The organism is Streptomyces sp. CB02056 (genome assembly GCF_001905545.1).
GTDB lineage: Bacteria > Actinomycetota > Actinomycetes > Streptomycetales > Streptomycetaceae > Kitasatospora.
This window is the reverse complement of sequence record NZ_LIPD01000008.1, coordinates 95,726-111,155: the sequence shown is the minus strand read 5'-3', so window position 1 is coordinate 111,155 and position 15,430 is coordinate 95,726. Positions and strand designations below refer to the sequence as shown.

17 protein-coding genes are annotated in these 15,430 nt (G+C 74.5%); 7 read left to right on the top strand and 10 right to left on the bottom strand.

Annotated features, from left to right (window positions below; translation table 11 throughout):
- The first annotated feature begins 1 nt into the window (after nucleotide 1).
- Nucleotides 2-1,279: a thymidine phosphorylase gene (locus AMK13_RS22780; RefSeq protein WP_049649193.1), complete on the top strand. Its 1,278-nt coding sequence runs from the start codon at nucleotides 2-4 to the stop codon at nucleotides 1,277-1,279.
- Between the two features lie 61 nt (nucleotides 1,280-1,340).
- On the opposite strand, the gene AMK13_RS22775 is transcribed toward AMK13_RS22780, so the two are convergent.
- Genes AMK13_RS22775 through AMK13_RS22765 form a run of 3 tightly spaced genes read right to left on the bottom strand, consistent with a single transcriptional unit; the run spans nucleotide 1,341 to nucleotide 3,285 of the window.
- Nucleotides 1,341-1,634 carry a hypothetical protein gene (locus AMK13_RS22775; RefSeq protein ID WP_074003913.1) on the bottom strand — a complete coding sequence of 98 codons (294 nt, stop codon included), beginning with the start codon at nucleotides 1,632-1,634 and terminating at the stop codon, nucleotides 1,341-1,343.
- Nucleotides 1,621-1,974: an AbrB/MazE/SpoVT family DNA-binding domain-containing protein gene (locus AMK13_RS22770; protein WP_079272371.1), complete on the bottom strand. Its 354-nt coding sequence runs from the start codon at nucleotides 1,972-1,974 to the stop codon at nucleotides 1,621-1,623. The genes AMK13_RS22775 and AMK13_RS22770 overlap by 14 nt, the downstream gene beginning before the upstream one ends.
- A gap of 9 nt (nucleotides 1,975-1,983) precedes the next feature.
- Entirely contained in the window at nucleotides 1,984-3,285 is a 1,302-nt protein-coding gene (locus AMK13_RS22765) for an MFS transporter (protein ID WP_074003912.1), read from the bottom strand.
- 92 nt (nucleotides 3,286-3,377) lie between these two features.
- Between AMK13_RS22765 and AMK13_RS22760 the strand changes: the two genes are divergently transcribed.
- The 3 genes from AMK13_RS22760 (at nucleotide 3,378) to AMK13_RS45050 (ending at nucleotide 6,301) form a co-directional block, all read left to right on the top strand.
- Complete coding sequence (locus tag AMK13_RS22760; RefSeq protein ID WP_079272370.1) at nucleotides 3,378-4,346, top strand: LysR family transcriptional regulator; 969 nt, start codon at nucleotides 3,378-3,380, stop codon at nucleotides 4,344-4,346.
- 180 nt (nucleotides 4,347-4,526) lie between these two features.
- Nucleotides 4,527-5,684: an adenosine deaminase gene (locus AMK13_RS22755; protein WP_049649196.1), complete on the top strand. Its 1,158-nt coding sequence runs from the start codon at nucleotides 4,527-4,529 to the stop codon at nucleotides 5,682-5,684.
- A gap of 230 nt (nucleotides 5,685-5,914) precedes the next feature.
- Nucleotides 5,915-6,301 carry a hypothetical protein gene (locus AMK13_RS45050; protein WP_049649197.1) on the top strand — a complete coding sequence of 129 codons (387 nt, stop codon included), beginning with the start codon at nucleotides 5,915-5,917 and terminating at the stop codon, nucleotides 6,299-6,301.
- Between the two features lie 129 nt (nucleotides 6,302-6,430).
- Here AMK13_RS45050 and AMK13_RS22745 read toward each other — a convergent pair whose 3' ends face one another.
- On the bottom strand, nucleotides 6,431-6,616 hold the full coding sequence (locus AMK13_RS22745) for a PspC domain-containing protein (RefSeq protein WP_049649198.1): 186 nt from the start codon (nucleotides 6,614-6,616) through the stop codon (nucleotides 6,431-6,433).
- 335 nt (nucleotides 6,617-6,951) lie between these two features.
- Between AMK13_RS22745 and AMK13_RS22740 the strand changes: the two genes are divergently transcribed.
- A complete protein-coding gene (locus AMK13_RS22740; protein ID WP_074003911.1) occupies nucleotides 6,952-8,352 on the top strand; it encodes a hypothetical protein in 1,401 nt (466 codons plus the stop codon).
- A gap of 92 nt (nucleotides 8,353-8,444) precedes the next feature.
- Here the strand turns inward: AMK13_RS22740 and AMK13_RS22735 are convergent, their stop codons facing one another.
- Entirely contained in the window at nucleotides 8,445-9,074 is a 630-nt protein-coding gene (locus AMK13_RS22735; protein ID WP_074003910.1) for a hypothetical protein, read from the bottom strand.
- A gap of 149 nt (nucleotides 9,075-9,223) precedes the next feature.
- On the opposite strand from AMK13_RS22735, the gene AMK13_RS22730 reads away from it, so the two are divergent.
- The gene (locus AMK13_RS22730) at nucleotides 9,224-9,904 is read left to right on the top strand and encodes a PhzF family phenazine biosynthesis protein (RefSeq protein ID WP_074003909.1); all 681 of its coding nucleotides are present in this window, start codon (nucleotides 9,224-9,226) and stop codon (nucleotides 9,902-9,904) included.
- Here the strand turns inward: AMK13_RS22730 and AMK13_RS43655 are convergent.
- The 4 genes from AMK13_RS43655 to AMK13_RS22710 all read right to left on the bottom strand — a co-directional run bounded on the left by AMK13_RS43655 (nucleotide 9,874) and on the right by AMK13_RS22710 (nucleotide 13,300).
- Nucleotides 9,874-10,422, bottom strand: coding sequence for a VanZ family protein (locus AMK13_RS43655; protein ID WP_074003908.1), 549 nt, complete (start codon nucleotides 10,420-10,422; stop codon nucleotides 9,874-9,876). The two genes, AMK13_RS22730 and AMK13_RS43655, sit on opposite strands and share 31 nt — an antisense overlap.
- A gap of 263 nt (nucleotides 10,423-10,685) precedes the next feature.
- Complete coding sequence (locus AMK13_RS43650) at nucleotides 10,686-11,018, bottom strand: hypothetical protein (protein WP_074003907.1); 333 nt, start codon at nucleotides 11,016-11,018, stop codon at nucleotides 10,686-10,688.
- Nucleotides 11,015-12,559, bottom strand: coding sequence for a sensor histidine kinase (locus tag AMK13_RS22715; protein ID WP_049654103.1), 1,545 nt, complete (start codon nucleotides 12,557-12,559; stop codon nucleotides 11,015-11,017). Before AMK13_RS22715 ends, AMK13_RS43650 begins: the two co-directional genes overlap by 4 nt.
- A 63-nt stretch (nucleotides 12,560-12,622) precedes the next feature.
- Nucleotides 12,623-13,300 carry a response regulator transcription factor gene (locus AMK13_RS22710; protein WP_049654100.1) on the bottom strand — a complete coding sequence of 226 codons (678 nt, stop codon included), beginning with the start codon at nucleotides 13,298-13,300 and terminating at the stop codon, nucleotides 12,623-12,625.
- A 380-nt stretch (nucleotides 13,301-13,680) separates the two neighbouring features.
- Here AMK13_RS22710 and AMK13_RS22705 point away from each other — a divergent pair, with 380 nt between their 5' ends.
- Nucleotides 13,681-14,553, top strand: a complete 873-nt coding sequence (locus tag AMK13_RS22705) for a SigE family RNA polymerase sigma factor (RefSeq protein ID WP_416873751.1) — start codon at nucleotides 13,681-13,683, stop codon at nucleotides 14,551-14,553.
- 185 nt (nucleotides 14,554-14,738) lie between these two features.
- Here the strand turns inward: AMK13_RS22705 and AMK13_RS22700 are convergent, their stop codons facing one another.
- The gene (locus AMK13_RS22700) at nucleotides 14,739-15,377 is read right to left on the bottom strand and encodes an ATP-binding protein (protein WP_079272368.1); all 639 of its coding nucleotides are present in this window, start codon (nucleotides 15,375-15,377) and stop codon (nucleotides 14,739-14,741) included.
- Nucleotides 15,378-15,430 lie beyond the last annotated feature (53 nt).

Sequence of the window (15,430 nt, the reverse complement as noted above, 5' to 3'; positions counted from 1 at the left end):
CATGGACGCCATCTCCGTCATCAGGACCAAGCGCGATCGCGGAGAACTGAGCGACGCTCAGATCGACTGGGTCATCGACGCCTACACCCGCGGCGAGGTCGCCGACGAGCAGATGTCCGCACTGGCGATGGCGATCCTCCTGAACGGCATGAAGCCGCACGAGATCAGCCGCTGGACCGACGCCATGATCCGCTCCGGCGTCCGGATGGACTTCTCCTCGCTGCCGCTGCCCACCAGCGACAAGCACTCCACCGGCGGCGTCGGCGACAAGATCACCCTGCCGCTCGCCCCGCTGGTCGCCGCCTGCGGCGCCGCCGTCCCGCAGCTCTCCGGCCGCGGCCTCGGCCACACCGGCGGCACCCTGGACAAGCTGGAGTCCATCCCCGGCTGGCGCGCCCTGCTCTCCAACGAGGAGATGATGGACGTGCTGGGCTCCGTCGGCGCGGTGATCTGCGCGGCCGGCGACGGCCTCGCGCCCGCCGACAAGAAGCTGTACGCGCTGCGCGACGTCACCGGCACCGTCGAGGCCATCCCGCTGATCGCCTCCTCGATCATGTCGAAGAAGATCGCCGAGGGCACCGGCGCGCTGGTCCTGGACGTCAAGGTCGGCTCCGGGGCGTTCATGAAGAACCTGGACGACGCCCGCGAACTCGCCCGCACCATGGTCGGTCTGGGCACCACCGCCGGGGTCAACACCGTCGCCCTGCTCACCGACATGTCCACCCCGCTCGGCCTCACCGCGGGCAACGCGCTGGAGGTCCGCGAGTCCGTCGAGGTGCTCGCCGGCGGCGGCCCGGCCGACGTCGTCGAGCTCACCCTCGCGCTCGCCCGCGAGATGCTCGCCGCGGCCGGCGTCCACGGCAAGGACCCGGCGGACGCGCTGCGCGACGGCACCGCGATGGACCACTGGCGCCGCATGATCGCCGCCCAGGGCGGCGACGTCGACGCCCCGCTCCCGGTCGCCCGCGAGCAGCACGTCATCCCGGCCCCCGCCTCCGGCGTGCTCACCACGCTGGACGCCTACGCGATCGGCGTCAGCGCCTGGCGCCTGGGCGCCGGCCGCGCCCGCAAGGAGGACCCGGTGCAGGCCGGCGCCGGCATCGAGATGCACGCCAAGCCCGGCGACACCGTGGTGGCCGGCCAGCCCCTGCTGACCCTGCACACCGACACCCCCGAGCGCTTCGACTACGCCGTCGAGGCCCTGGCCGGCGGCATCGAGGTCGCCCCGGCGGGCACCGCCTTCACCCCGAACCCGATCGTCCTCGACCGCATCGCCTGAGCACGGTCGTGAACGAGCCGCCCGCCGGTGCACCGGCGGGCGGCTCGACGTTTCTCACCGGTCAGGGGCGGCCGAAGATGTCGTGGGTGCCGATCCGGCGCCAGACGATGTGGGGCTCGCCGTGCTGGGGCGTGGTTCCGTAGCTGAAGGTCGCCCGGCCGTCCGGGGCCCAGGTCATCTCCCAGATGTCCGGGTGGCCCTGCATCCTCTTCGCCCGCAGGCCGCGGCGGAAGCCCTGGCCGGCCCGGAGGTCGGCGACGAACTGGGCCACCGCGACCAGGAACGCGGTCTTCTGGGCGGCGGTCAGGCCCTTCCAGTCGCGCAGGAAGTGGGCCAGTGACTCATACGTCGGCACGGCGCTTGATCTCCCCCAGGTCGAGGCCGGCCTCGTCGGCGAGCGACTGCAGGAAGGAGTCCCCGTCCTGGAACATCTCGCCCCGCTCGCCCGCGGCGAGCGCCTCGTCGACCTCCTGCTCCTTCTCCTGCCAGCCGCCGCTCCAGAACCACGCCTGGTCGTCCGGGATGACGGAGGCGGGGGTCAGGACGATGCGGCCGTCCTCCACCGCGACCACCAACTGGTCGCCCTCCTGGAGGTCCAGCTGCTCTCTTATCTCCTGCGGGATGGTGACCACGCCCTTCTTCCGCACGGGCGTGGACACCAGGTGGGGGCGACGGCGGCGCTTGAGGTCTGCCATGGGGAAAGTCTACCTGGCGGAAAGTCTGCCCGGCTGACTTGAACGCCGGGCGGTGGTGTGGGCCTGGCGGGTGGCGTAGAGGGTGACGGCGGCGGCGAGGGCCATGGCGGTGAGGCCGACGGTGGCGGCGCCGGGCCAGCCGGTGGCGTGGTAGGCGTCGGCGCCGAGGGTGCCGCCGAGGCTGTTGCCGAGGTAGTAGGCGATCAGGTAGAGGGCGGAGGCCTGGGCGCGGCCCTCGGTGGCGGTGCGGCCGACGGAGGAGGAGGCGGTGGCGTGGCCGGCGAAGAAGCCGGCGGTGATCAGGACCAGGCCGAGCAGGGCGCAGGTGAGGGATTCGGCGAGGGAGAGCAGCAGGCCGGCCGCGGTCACGCCGATGGAGACGTAGAGGGCGCCGCGCCGGCCGAGGCGGCCGGCGAGCCGGCCGGCCGCGGCGGAGGTGCCGGTGCCGACCAGGTAGACCACGAAGATCGAGGCGGCGATCGACTCCGGCAGGTGGAAGGGTGCGGCGATCAGCCGGTAGCCGACGGTGTTGTAGACCGCGCCGAACACCGCCATGAACAGCATGCCGAGCAGGTACAGCCGTAGCAGCAGCGGGTTGCGCAGGTGCCGTCCGACGGTGCGGGTGAGCGCGCGGGCGTCCACCGGGGCCGGGGTGAAGTGCCGGGCGGCGGGGATCAGCAGCCGGAAGGCGAGGGTGGCGAGCAGGGCGAGGACGGCGGAGGCGGCGAGGCCCCAGCGCCAGCCGAGTCCGGCGGCGGTCCAGCCGGAGAGCAGTCGGCCGCCCATGCCGCCGATGCTGTTGCCGGCCACGTACAGGCCCATCGCGGAGGGCAGGGCGCTGGGGTGGACCTCCTCGGCGAGGTAGGCCATGGCGGTGGCGGGGAGCCCGGCGAGGACGGCGCCCTGGAGGACGCGCAGGACGACGAGGGTGGTGAGGTCCGGCGCGAAGGGCAGGGCGAGGGCGAACGCGGAGGCGGCGAGGGTGGAGGCCGTCATCACCGCGGTGCGGCCGTACCGGTCGGAGAGCGCGCTGGCCGGGAGCAGCCCGAGGGCGAGGCCGAGGGTGGCGGCGGAGGCCGTCCAGCTGGCCTGGCCGGGGGTGAGGTCGAGGTCGGCCGAGAGGATCGGCAGCAGGCCCTGGGTGGAGTAGAGCAGGACGAAGGTCGCGACCCCGGCGGCGAACAGGGCGAGGTTGGCGCGGCGGAAGGCGCGCTGGCCGGGGCGGTGGCGGTCGTCGGCGGTGAGGGTGGTGGGGGCGGTGGCGGGGGCATCCGGGGTGGTCACGGATGCCCCGGTATCGGCGGGCTGCATGTCGTCGACCGTAGGCCTGTCGGCGTTGATGCGTCCAATGCATGAAGTGTGGATGATTGATGCACTGGCGTATGAGTCGAGGTGGTGCGGGGATGTCCGGTCCGGAATCGGTGGACGGTGGGGAACAGCGGTACCGGGTGGCCGAGTTGGGGCCGGAGGAGCCGGCCGTGCTGCTGGCGCCCCGGCTGGCCCGGTTCGCGGCGGTGGCCCGGCTGGAGCACGTGACCCAGGCGGCCGCGCTGCTCGGGGTGCCGCAGCCGACGCTGTCGCGCGCGGTGGCCGGGCTGGAGGAGGAGCTGGGGGTGGACCTGCTGGCCCGCCAGGGCCGTACGGTCCGGCTGACCAGGGCGGGCCGGCTGCTGCTGGCCTCGGTGGAGCGGGCGCTGGCCGAGCTGGAGCGCGGTGCGGAGGCGGCCCGGGCGGAGGCGGATCCGGCGGTGGGCCTGGTGGCCTTCGGGTTCCTGCACACGATGGGGCCGGACGCGGTGCCGGCGCTGCTGCGCGGCTTCCGCGTGGAGCACCCGCGGGTGCGGTTCCAGCTGGTGCAGGACTACGGCGCGGCGATGCTGGAGCGGCTGCGGGCCGGGGAGTTGGACCTCTGCCTGGTCGCGCCGCTGCCGGAGGACCCGGCGTTCGCCGCCCGGCCGCTGGACGAGCAGCGGCTGCACCTGGTCGTCCCGGCGGACCACCGGCTGGCCGGGCGGCGGCGGATCCGGCTGGCGGAGGTGGCCGAGGAGCCGTTCGTCGGGCTGGAGCAGGGGTACGGGCTGCGCGCGATCACGGACGGCTTCTGCGCGGAGGCCGGGTTCGTCCCCCGGCTGGCGTTCGAGGGGGAGGAGGCGGAGACGCTGCGCGGGCTGGTGGCGGCCGGGCTGGGGGTGGCGCTGCTGCCGCCGGCCCTGGTGCCGCGGCCGGGGGTGGTGGAGCTGGAGGTGACGGCGCCGCGGACCCGGCGGGCGATCGGGTTGGCCTGGGCGGCGGGGCGGCCGTTGGCCCCGCCGGCGCGGGCGTTCCGGGACTTCGTGCTGTCCCGGCGTGGGCGGCTGCTGCAGCACGACTGAGAACGCCGTCGTGCGGCAGGGCTGAGAACGCCGTCGCGCGGCGCGACCGGGCCCGTCGCGGCGGCCGGTTGACGCTTTGGTGGATCGTATGGACCGGTCGGTGGAATTCCGGGTGGAGTTTGGACCATCCGGCGGTGTTCGCGGTGGTCGGTCTACGCGCGTAGGGGCTATATTTCCGCAATGGAACAGCAGATCCCCGTCACCACCGCGGGCACCGGCCCGCGCATCCCCACTCCCGACCAGATCCGCCGCGCGCCGAAGGTCCTCCTGCACGACCACCTGGACGGCGGGCTGCGCCCGGAGACCGTGGTCGAGCTGGCCGCCGCCTGCGGCTACCAGGGCCTGCCCACCACCGACCCCAAGGAGCTCGGCGAGTGGTTCCGCGAGGCCGCCGACTCCGGCTCGCTGGTCCGCTACCTGGAGACCTTCGCGCACACCTGCGCCGTGATGCAGACCCGTGAGGCGCTGATCAAGGTCGCCGCGGACTGCGCCGAGGACCTGGCCGCCGACGGCGTCGTGTACGCCGAGGTCCGCTACGCCCCCGAGCAGCACCTGGAGGCCGGACTGAGCCTGGACGAGGTCGTCGAGGCCGTCCAGGAGGGCTTCCGCCTCGGCGAGGCCAACGCCCGCGCGGCCGGCCACCGGATCCGCGTCGGCACCCTGATCACCGCGATGCGGCACGCCGCCCGCTCGCAGGAGATCGCCGAACTGGCCAACCGCCACCGGGACTCGGGCGTCGTCGGCTTCGACATCGCCGGTGCCGAGGCCGGCTACCCGCCCACCCGCCACCAGGCCGCCTTCGACTACCTCAAGGGCGAGAACAACCACTTCACCATCCACGCGGGCGAGGCCTTCGGCCTGCCGTCGATCTGGGAGGCCCTGCAGTGCTGCGGCGCCGACCGGCTCGGCCACGGCGTGCGGATCGTCGACGACATCACGGTGGGCGAGGACGGCACGGTCGAGCTCGGCCGGCTGGCCGCGTACGTGCGCGACAAGCGCATCCCGCTGGAGATGTGCCCGACCTCCAACATCCAGACCGGCGCCGCCGCCTCGTACGCCGAGCACCCGATCGGGCTGCTCAGCCGGCTGAAGTTCCGGGTCACCGTGAACACCGACAACCGGCTGATGAGCGGCACCAGCATGAGCCGGGAGTTCGGCCACGTGGTGGACGCCTTCGGCTACACCCTGGGCGACCTGGAGTGGTTCACGGTGAACGCGATGAAGTCCGCGTTCCTGCCCTTCGACGAGCGGCTGGCGATGATCAGCGACGTGATCAAGCCGGGCTACGCCGAGCTGAAGGCGGAGTGGCTGTTCAGCGCGGGCACCGGCGGCAACTGAGCCTCCGGGGCGCGGCGCCCCGGCGCGCGCCGGTCGGATGAACTCCAGGCTCCTGCAAGGGGGTTGGTGTTCATCCGACTACTCACTCGGGTGGGTGAACGCCCTTTGGCTCCCGCGTGACCTGCTCACTACGGTGTGCCAGTCATGCCGAAACGTCGCGGCGGCGGTCGCCCGTCCGCCGGTCCCGTGCGCGAAGTCGGCGACCGACGAGGACCCAAAGGGGACCAACCATGAAGCAGGCTCTCAAGGCCGCCGGTACCGCGGCGCTCGGCATCGCCATCGTGGCGGTCGGCGCCGGTGCCGCCTCCGCGGCCGACGGCCAGGCGGCCGGCGGCCTCGGGCTGCCCACCGGCGCGTTGACGAACCCGGCGGTGACCGGTGCGGTCACCGACACCGCCGCCAAGCTGCCCGCCGCCGGCAAGGTGACCGAGACGCTGGGCACCCTCGCCCCGAGCGTCGGCAAGGCCGTCCCCGCCGGGGACACCCCGCTGGCCGGCGTCACCGAGCAGCGCGCCGCCCAGCAGCGCGCCGCGCTCCCGACCATCCCCGGTCTGGACAAGACCCCGATCGGCGGGCTGACCAGCACCCTCCCGGCCATCCCCGGCCTGACCGGCTGAGCCACGGCCCATGGCACGGCGACGGGCCGCCCACCCCGGAGACCCCGGGGCGGGCGGCCCGTCGCCGTGCGGTGAGGCCCGGTCGCCCCCGGGCCGCCGGGCCGAGGGCGGGCCCCCGCGCCGCCGGGCTCACGGCTCCTGGGGGAGCAGCACCCAGAGGGCCAGGTAGAGCAGGAACTGGGGGCCGGGCAGCAGGCAGGAGAGCAGGAAGATCACGCGGACGGTCCACGGGGTCAGGCCGAAGCGTTCGGCGATCCCGGCGCAGACACCGGCGAGGACGCGGTTGCGGCGAGGACGGGCGAGGCGCGCACTCATGATTCTCTCCCTGTGGTGGCGGCCCGGTCCGGCAGGTCCGGCGGGCTGGTTCCATCCTCCGCCGCCGTCGGCCCCCGGGCCTCAGCCCGGCAGGTGATTCCCGGCCCCGAAGGGTCACCGGGGAGTCGTAGCCGGATGTCGGGGTTCCCTCGGGGTGGTCCCGTGGAACCGAGCGCGGTCCTCGGTCCGGACCGCCGGACGGGGCTCGGTAGGATGCTGCCGATCGCGGTCGGCCGGGGGGCGGACGAAAGCCCGACACTGTTGCGAAACGATCTCCCGTGCAAGCGATTTCACGTCCTGATGGGTTCTCTCCCGCATTCTCCCGTGAGGTTGGATTGCACATTCGGCAGCGCAGATTCCTGACCGCGACCACCGCCGTCACCCTGGCCTCCGGCCTGGCCGCCGTCGGGGTCGCGGCCGTCTTCGCCGCGCCGGAGGCCGTCGCGCTGTCCCCGGGCGCCCGGACCCGACCCTCGCCGGTCACGATCGCCTTCGGCGGCCTTCCCGGCACCGTCACGGCGGGGGGCGCGCCGGTGGAGTTCACCGCGACGCTCCGGAACACCGCCGACCACCGGCTGGACGTGCCGTCCTCGGCCTTCGTCGTCGCGGACGCCGGCGCCGGCGCGGGGCAGGGCCACTTCCGGCTGGAGTACCGGGCGCCCGGCGGCACCCGGTGGCAGGACGCCAGGGCGAACCCCGCGGGCACGGGCGCCGTCTGGGCGCTCGACCAGCCTGCCGTGCTGTCGCTGCCGGCCGGCGCCGAGGCCGTCTACCGGCTGCGGCTCACCATCACCGCCGACGCCCCGGCCGGGCGGGTGGCACCGGGCTTCGACTCCGTGGTCTCGGACCCGGCCCTGCCGCCGGAGCAGCGCGCCACCGACGCGAGCAGCGGCCGCCCGGAGCTGGTCATCGTTCCGGCGGGGGCGCCGACCACCGCGCCGGCGACCGCACCGGCCACGGCGCCGCCCGCCCCGGCGGCCACCGCGGAGGTCGGGCTCCACGGGGTGCCCGTCGTGTTCACGGTGGGCGGCGAGGCGAAGCCGTTCACACTGGTCCTCACCAACCGGAGCGGCCGGGAGCTGCGGGTCGTGCCCGCGGTCGTGTTCCAGGGGGCGGCCGAACTTCCTTCGGACACGGTCGAGTTGGAGTTCCGTGGCGCCGACGGGCAGTGGCGGGGCGCCACCCCGGGCCGCGGCCCGGGGCACCCGAACCGGCTCGACTTCGCGCTGCGGACCGGGGACGGGGACGCCGATGTCATCACGCTGGCGAAGGGCGAGAGCCGCACCGTCGACCTCCGGCTGGCCTTCACCAAGGACGCGCCGATCCTGTTCGAGTCCCTGACGGCCGTGTCGCGCACCCTGCCGGAGCGGGGCGAGAGCGCGGCCGAGGCGGCCGGTCCGGCGGCCGACTTCATCACCGTGGCCGCGACGGGCGCCACCGCCGCACCCGCTCCGACCTTCGTGGACGCCGCCCCGGACCCGGACGTGCCGGAGCGGGCCGCCGCCCCGGTCCTCCCGGTCGTGCGGGCCACCGGCACGTCGCCGAGCCCGGCGGGGGCCGGCTCGCCGATGGTCACCGCCGCCGCCCCGGCCGGGGACGGCGGGCTGGCCTCCACCGGCGGCGGCAGGGCCACGGAGCCGATGGCGATCACCGGGGCGACCGCGATCGCCCTCGGCCTCGGCACCCTGGTGGTGGCGTGGCGCCGCAACCGCGTGCGGGGCGGCACCGGGGACTGAGCCGGACACGCCGGAAGGCCCGTCCGTCGCCGCTTCGCAGCGGGTGACGGGCGGGCCTTCCGGCGTTCGTACGGCGGTACGGCTCGGCGCGATCAGCCGGCCGGGTGCTGCGGCGGCTGCGGCTGCGCGTACGGGTTGTCCGCGACCGGCTGCGGCGGGACGCCCGGCTGGTACGGCGAGGCGCCCGGCGCCGGGGCGGGCGGAACGGGGGCCCCGGCCGGCGGCGGGACGGGCGCGCCCGGCTGCGCGGCGTACGGGGCCTGCGGGGCGTTGGGGTTGAACGGCGGCTGCGGCGCCTGCGGGGCGTTGGGGTTGAACGGCGCGTTGGGGTTGAACGGCGCCTGCTGGGCGGCGTTCGGGTTGAACGGCGCGTTCGGGTTGAACGCCCCCTGCGGCGCGTTCGGGTCGAACGGGGCGGCCGCCTGCGCGGGCTGCTTCTTGGCGTTGCTGCGCTCCACCAGCGCCTTCACCGAGGCGACGATCATGCCGACCGGCAGGATGAACGCCTTGAAGAAGATGGTGTACGTGCCGCCCTCGAAGACGAACGCCAGGTAGTAGGCGTACCCCAGGAACGCGAGGCCGAGGACGAGGTTGAGGATGCGCAGGCCGACCTTCAGTCCGCCGGCCGCGACCCCGAGGGCCACCATGATGGCGCCGCTGAGGGCCAGCAGTACGACGTACCAGGAGAAGAGCGGTTCGGCGCTGAAGTCGAGATTGTTCACGGGGGCTTTCCTGGGAGGGGAAGGAGAAAAACGGCGGGAACCGTTCGGGGACGACAGCGCACAGTACTGGAGGCGGCCGACATCCGTCGCCGCCTTTGTGTCACGGTGTCATTGCGCCGGTCCGGAGCGGGAGTAGACGAGGTGGGGAAATGACGGGGTTTGAGGTGCTGCGGGTCTTTTGCGGGCCCGACGGGAGCCACGGGAACGCGCTCGGGGTGGTGCGCGACGGCGCCGCCGTGCCGGGTCGCGCGGACCGGCAGCGGGTCGCGCGCGAACTGGGCTTCAGCGAGACGGTGTTCGTCGACGACCCGGAGCGCGGGGAGATCGACATCTACACCCCGTCGGTGCGCCTGCCGTTCGCCGGCCACCCGTGCGTGGGCGCCGCCTGGCTGCTCGGGGTGGACCGGCTGGTCACGGCCGCCGGCGAGGTGGCCGTGCGGCGCGAGGGCGGGCTGATCCGGATCGAGGCCCGGCCCGAGTGGGCCCCGGGGCGCACGCTGCGGCCGTACGGTTCGGCGGCCGAGGTGGAGGCGCTGGAGGTGCCGCCGCCGGGGGAGTGGGTCTACGCCTGGGCCTGGCAGGACGAGGCGGCCGGCACCGTCCGGGCCCGGGCCTTCCCCGGGCGGGGCGACGGGATCGACGAGGACGAGGCGACCGGTGCGGCCGCCCTGCTGCTGGCCGCGCACCTCGGCCGGGCGCTGACCATCACCCAGGGCCGGGGCTCGCGGCTGCTGGCCGGGCCGCGCCCGGGCGGGCTGGTCGAGGTCGGCGGCCGGGTGGTCCGGGACCCGGGGCCGGTTCAGCCGGCCGGGGGCGTCGGCTCCGCGTAGGCGCGCCGCCGGGCGGCGGGCGTGACGGCGGCGACCGAGGTGGCGGCCGCGGCCGAGGTGGCGGCGGCGACCGAGGCGACGGCCGGCGGCACCGAGAGCACCGTCATCCGGGGCACCCGCGGCCGCCGGTCCCGCAGCAGGTGCCGCAGGCCCGGGACGAGCGCGAGGTGGACGACGGCCACGCCGACCACGGCGAGCAGGATGTGGTCCACGTTGAGGACGTGCCCGGGTGCCCAGGAGGAGAGGAACTCCAGCGCGGTCGCCAGCAGCGCGGAGGCGCCGGTGGTGCGCAGGAAGGACGGCAGCCAGGGGGCCCGGAGCCGGCCGCCGGCCAGCGGCAGCAGGACCCCGAGCGGGGCCAGCAGCAGGAGTTCGCCGACCACCTGCCAGCCGCTGGAGGAGCGGAGCGAGGCGAACGGCGTCAGGTTGGCGTCGTACACCCAGGCCACCGGCAGCGGTCTCAGCACCAGCCAGAGCACCAGTGCCAGGTGGCCGGTGAGGCCCGCCAGTCCGGCCAACCGGAGGGGACGGTGGACGGCCGCCGCCGGGTTGCTCTCGGTCCCCGCGCCGGAACGCTCGTCGCGTGTCCTGGTGCCATCTCGCTGCACGGGGGGAAGGACGTGGGCCGACGTCACGTCGGTTCCACACCCGGCGTGAACATTCCCAAACGCGCCCCCGAACCCCCTTCCCGCCCCCCTCCCGCCCCTTGCCGGCGGCCTGCCCGCAGGGCGGCCCGCTCGCCGGGCGGGCCACTTGCAGGGCGGCCCACCCCCAGGGCGGGCTACCGGCAGGGCGAGGCCGTCGGCACCGCGCTGAACACGTTGTCCGGCGGCGGGCTGCCCGGCGCCACCGGGGTGGGCGACGGGCTCGGGCTCACGCCCGCCTTGGTGCCGCGGGTCGGGGACACGGTCGGGGCCGGGCCCGGCGGGGTGGCCAGGGCCGCCGGTATGTGCGGGGAGGTCGGGCAGGCCGTCCGGCTGGCGGGCGCGCCGGCGTCGACCGGCACGGCGGTCGGCCGGATGCCGCAGCCGGAGGCCAGCGCGACCAGCAGCAGCACGCCGGCGCCACGGCGCAGGACGGTGCGGGGGACAACGGTGTCGGTGGGGCTGGTCACGTGGCGTCCTTGTCCTCGGCGGCGTCGCCGGCGGGGCCGCCCTCGGCCTCGCCCGCGGACGGCGGAGGCGGCGGGGCCAGCGGCAGCGTCAGGGTGAACACCGCGCCGACCTCCCCGTTCGCCGCCGTGATCGTTCCCCCGTGTATCTGCGCGTTGGCCATCGCGATCGACAGGCCGAGGCCGCTGCCCTCCGAGCGGGCCCGCCCCCGGTCCGCCTTGTAGAAGCGGTCGAAGACGTGCGGCAGCACGTCCTCCGGGATGCCCGGGCCGCTGTCGGAGACCTCGACCACGACCGACTCCCCGTCCTGCCGGACCTTGACCCGCACCGGCGAGCCGCCGTGCTTCAGCGCGTTGCCGATCAGGTTGGCGAAGACCACGTCGAGCCGGCGCGGGTCGACCACGGCCAGGATGCCGCGCGGGGCGTCCAGTTCGACCGCGTCGTACCAGGCCCGCCCGTCGATGCAGGACATGATCAGGTCGGCGATGTCCACCTCGTCGGCGACCAGCCTGGCGGTACCCGCGTCGAAGCGGGTCACCTCCATCAGGTTCTCCACCAGGTCGGACAGCCGCCGGGTCTCGCTGACCACGAGCCGGACGGCCGGCTCGATCATCGGGTCCAGCGACTCGGCCTCGTCCTCCAGGATGTCCGTCACGGCGGTCATCGCGGTCAGCGGGGTGCGCAGCTCGTGCGACATGTCGGCGACGAACCGCCGGCTCTGCGCCTCGCGCGCGCTCAGCTCCTCGACCTGCTCGTGCAGCTGCTCCGCCGTCCGGTTGAAGGTCCTCGCCAGGTCGGCGAGCTCGTCCGAGCCGTCGACCTCCAGCCGGGTGTCCAGGTGCCCCTCGCCGAGCCGCCGGGCGGCGTCGCCGAGCCGCTTGACCGGCCGCAGCACGGTGGCCGAGGCGGCCTGGGCGAGCAGCGCCGAGCCGATCAGCGCGAACAGCGTGGCGATCGCCAGCGACCAGCCCAGGGTGTTGAGGTCGGCCCGCTCGTTCTCCAGCGACTTGAACATGTACGCCGTCGGGCCGTTCGGCACCACCTTGGTGCCGCCGATCACGAACGGCCGGCCCTCCAGGTTCTGCCGCTGCCAGTACAGGTGGTACGGGTACGGGTTGTTCTCGGTGATCTCGCGCGGCTTGGCGACGGTGGACTGCAGCGCGGTCGGCACGTCGGCCAGCGTGAAGTGCGCGGGGTCGGAGGAGGCCGGGCACTCCGGGTGCGCCGCGTCGACCACCACCACGTCGTACGTCAGGCCGGAGCTGGCCACGGTGGACGCCAGCGAGGCCAGCTCCTGGCAGGTCGCGTTCAGCGGCAGGTCGGAGACGTTGCGGGTGAGCGAGACCCGGAAGTCGTTCAGCACGGTGTTCTGGGCGCGCTTGAGCACCGCGTCGCGGTTCAGCCAGTACGCGATGCCGGAGGCCGAGACGGCGGCGAGCAGCGCGACGGCCGCGAACACCGCGATCAGCCGCACCCGCAGGGAGCGCAGCCGACGCCACCGGCCCGTCGAGAACCGCCGGGCAGTCGTCTGATGGTCAGTCACAAGAGCCTGTCGTGGTACGGGAGTTCAGAGGTCGGGGGAGGGGCCGGCGGCCGGTTCGCGGGGTCAGGCCGGCGGGTCCAGCCGGTAGCCCACCCCGCGGACGGTGCGGATCAGCGTCGGCGCGGACGGCACGTCCTCGACCTTGGCCCGCAGCCGCTGCACGCACGCGTCCACCAGGCGGGAGTCGCCGAGGTAGTCGTGCTCCCAGACCAGCCGCAGCAGCTGCTGGCGGGAGAGCGCCTGGCCGGGGCGGCGGCTGAGCTCCAGCAGCAGCCGCAGCTCGGTCGGGGTGAGCTGGAGGTCGAGTCCGTCCTTGGTGACGGTCATCGCCGCGCGGTCGATCACCACGGTGCCGTAGGCCGAGGAGTCCGAGCTCTCCCGTTCGCCGCGCCGCAGCACCGCCCGGATCCGGGCGTCCAGCACCCGCGGCTGCACCGGTTTCACGACGTAGTCGTCCGCGCCGGACTCCAGACCCACCACCACGTCGATGTCGTCCGAGCGGGCGGTCAGCAGGATGATCGGCAGCTGGTCGGTGCGGCGGATCCGGCGGCACACCTCGAAGCCGTCGATGCCGGGCAGCATCACGTCGAGCACGATCAGGTCGGGCCGCTGCTCCTTGAAGAGACGCAGACCGTCCTCACCGGAGGCAGCGGTGGCCACGCGGTGGCCCTGGCGGGTGAGGGCGAGTTCGAGGCCGGTCCGGATGGCGTCGTCGTCCTCGATCAGAAGGAGGAAAGGCACGGCCCCATTTTGGCCCACCGGCAGCGCCGAATCACCCCCCGGACCACCCACCGTCCCTTCTGGAACCGGAACGCGTGCCACCGGCGTCAGGTTCACAGGGGGGCGGTCCGGGACATTCGGACGGCTCCTGTGACACCCCTGTGACAGTCGGCGGACAGCGCCATCACAACCGGCGGGCAGGATTTTCCATGTCGCCGCAGGACAGCGGGCCGCAAGGCCGGCTGAAGGGCGGCTACCGGAACCGCTCGTACCGACCCAGGGGGCGCACGATGAACGCCACGCTTCAGACCCGGACCAACCCGGCTGTCCGCACCGCGCGTTCGTCAGCCACGTCCCACCGGACCCGGTACGAGGTCAGGACCGACGAGAACTCCGGTGCCGTGACCGTGCGGGGGTGCGCGCACAGCACCGGTGGAAACCCTGTCGCCCGTCGGGTGAGCGGCGGCGGCAGGACGGGGGAGCTGTACGGGATCGGCCGTCTGGGGAGTTCGGCCGACTCCGCCACCACCCTCACGCTGCGGGGGATCCTCCCCGTCCGCGTCGAGGGCAAGGACGCCCCGGGGGGGAACCGGGGGACCGGGGGGAACGGTCTGCGGACGGTCGGTTCGGGGGAGCCGACCGGTCGCGAGGCCGCCGGTGCGACGCTGCTGCGGCTGAACCCCGCGGCGGCCCGCACCACCGAGGCCGGGCAGGGAGGCGCGCAGGGGGAGCACCCGGCCGTCGCGGAGGACCACATCACGGAGTTCACCGCGTACGTGCGCGAGCGCCGCGCCTCCCTGTACGCCACGGCCTACCACCTGACCGGTGACCGCTACGAGGCCGAGGACCTGCTGCAGAGCGCGCTCTTCAGCACCTACCGGGCCTGGGGCCGGATCACCGACAAGGCCGCGGTCGGGGGCTACCTCCGCCGCACCATGACCAACCTGCACATCTCCGCCTGGCGGCGCCGCAAGGTCAACGAGTACCCGACCGAGGAGCTGCCGGAGACGGCCGGCGACACCGACGCGATGGGCGGCACCGAGCTGCGCACCGTGCTCTGGCAGGCGCTGGCGAAGCTGCCGGAGAACCAGCGCACCATGCTGGTGCTGCGGTACTACGAGGGCAAGACCGACCCGGAGATCGCCGGCGTGCTGGGGATCAGCGTCGGCACGGTCAAGAGCAGCATCTGGCGCGCCCTGCGCCGGCTGCGCGAGGACGAGCACCTGAACAAGTCCGGCGACACCGTCCGGGCGTTCGGCGAGCTGGTCGCGTAACGAGGACTCCCGTCGGGGGACGGGAAGCGGACGGTCACGGTCCGGGGGCAGCGGCTCGGGGGAGCACGCCCGTGGGGGAGCCGAAGACCGTTCGGGGAAGGCGAAGGGCCCGGTGCGGGGGAGACGCACCGGGCCCTTCGTCATGCCCTGGGGGTTCGGCCGTACCGGGCTCGGCCGTACGGGGTTCAGGCGGCGGAGAGCTCGCCGGCCCGGGTCGCGGCGCGGATCCGCCGCTCGGCCTCCGGCCCGGCGCACGCGTACGAGCCGAGCGCGACCTGCCGTCCGACGATGGACCGCTCGGCCCGCATCAGCCGCAGGCCCCGGCGCAGCAGCACCGGCAGCGACTTGCGGCCCTCCCGGACGTCCCGGCGCAGCCGGCGCCAGGCCGTGGTGAGCGCGCCGTTGCGCAGGCACAGGGCGTCGCCGAGCAGGCCCTGCTCGGCGCACTCGGCGGTGATCTCGGCGGCGAAGATGCCCTCCGCGATGAACGCGTCCGCCCCGTCCAGCTCCAGGCCGCGGGTGCCGATCCGGCCGTTGTCCGGGATCGAGTACACCGGGACGTCCGTGCGGCCGTGCTCGTGCAGGGCGCGGATCGCGGCGACGGCCTGGTCGCGGTGCCAGGCCAGCGGGGAGTCCCAGTCGACGGCGCCGTCCGGCAGCCGCGGCAGGGTCGGGTCGTCCCCGTCCTTGTAGAAGTCGTCGAGCTGGAGCACCGGCAGGCCGCTGCGCTCGGCGAGCGAGGACTTCCCCGACCCGGAGGGCCCGGAGAGCAGGATCACCCGGGCATGCCCGGTCGGTGCGGGGTTCATGGGGGAGTCACTCACGGGACACCAGTCTGACGCATCCCGGCCGGTTGCCGAAACCGGCCGGGGCGGAC